The following is a 1,630-nucleotide window of genomic DNA, read 5'->3' on the forward strand; positions in this document are numbered from 1 at the left end:
CGGTAAAGAGCGCGTGCGGGAAAAGCAGCAGGAGCAAACGAGATGAATATGCGGCTAAAAAAGTGGATTCTCCCGAATCTTCCCTACGTCGGGATCGCACTGTTTGCGACAAAGCTCGGTCAGGCCATGCGCATTGCGCCCGGCGCGGATTTTTCCGGCAAGGTGCTGCACATGATGGATGGACTGCACGCTGCGTTTTCCACGGCTGTGCCCAGTTTCCATCCGCTCGATCTCTGCGTTGGAGTTCTGGTCGCGGCTGCAATTCGGCTGACTGTCTACGTCAAGGGCAAAAATGCGAAGAAATTTCGCAAAAATACCGAGTACGGTTCTGCCCGCTGGGGAGCGCATGAGGACATTGCGCCCTACATTGACGCGGATGCCAGAAACAATGTCATTTTGACGCAGACAGAGAAATTGACGATGAACAACCGCCCGAAAGACCCGAAAACAGCGCGCAATAAAAATGTGCTGGTGATCGGCGGCTCCGGCAGCGGCAAGACGCGCTTCTGGCTGAAACCGAATCTCATGCAGTGCAATTCTGAAAAATATCCCTGTTCCTTTGTTGTCACAGACCCCAAGGGCAGCGTTGTGGTCGAGTGCGGCAAGATGCTCCGGCGATTTGGCTACCGCATTAAAATCTTCAATACGATCAACTTCAAAAAGTCGATGCACTACAATCCATTTGCCTATATTCACTCGGAAAAGGACATTTTGAAGCTGGTGACGTGCCTCATTTCCAACACCAAGGGCGACGGAAAAACCGGCGATGAGTTCTGGCAGAAAGCCGAAACGCTTCTTTACTGCGCCCTCATTGGATACATCCACTATGAAGCGCCGGTAGAAGAACAGAACTTCGCTACGCTCATTGAAATGCTGAACTCAATGGAGGTGCGGGAGGACGATGAGGAATTTGAAAATGCGGTTGATCTGATGTTCAAGGAGCTGGCAAAAGAAAAGCCGGATCACTTCGCCGTGCGTCAATATGCCAAATATCGCTTGGCGGCGGGCAAAACTCTCAAAAGTATTTTGGTGAGCTGCGGCGCACGCCTCGCGCCCTTTGACATTGAGGAGCTGCGTGAGGTGACTGCCTACGATGAACTGGAGTTGGACACGCTGGGCGACCGAAAAACGGCGCTGTTTCTCATTATGAGCGACACCGATGCCTCGTTCAATTTCCTGATCTCCATGATTTACAGCCAGCTATTTAATCTCCTTTGTGAGAAAGCCGACGATGTGTACGGTGGACGCTTGCCGGTCCATGTGCGCTGCCTGATTGATGAGGCAGCCAACATCGGGCAGATCCCGCAGCTTGAAAAGCTGGTTGCAACGATCCGCTCCCGTGAGATTTCCGCCTGCCTTATTTTGCAGGCGCAAAGCCAGCTCAAGGCGTTGTATAAGGACAATGCGGACACCATCATTGGCAACATGGACTCGCGGCTATTCCTCGGCGGCTCGGAGCCGACGACACTCAAGGAGCTGTCTACGGCGCTTGGGAAAGAAACGATTGATACATTCAACACCGGCGAGAGTCGAGGGCGTGAAACGTCACATTCGCTCAATTACCAGAAACTCGGCAAGGATATGCCATACTTGTTCGTGAAGAGTTCAGTTGCCTTGAATTTATCATGAA

1 pseudogene is annotated in these 1,630 nt (G+C 52.1%); it reads left to right on the top strand.

Features of this window, described 5'->3' with window-relative positions:
- Window positions 1-42: 42 nt before the first annotated feature.
- Window positions 43-1,584 (top strand): annotated as a pseudogene (locus ACLTX1_RS12535) (VirD4-like conjugal transfer protein, CD1115 family); the annotation flags it as partial.
- Window positions 1,585-1,630: the final 46 nt, after the last annotated feature.

Origin of the sequence: Hominenteromicrobium sp. (assembly GCF_046974225.1) — a bacterium.
In the GTDB taxonomy this organism is placed as follows: Bacteria; Bacillota; Clostridia; order Oscillospirales; family Acutalibacteraceae; genus Hominenteromicrobium; species Hominenteromicrobium mulieris.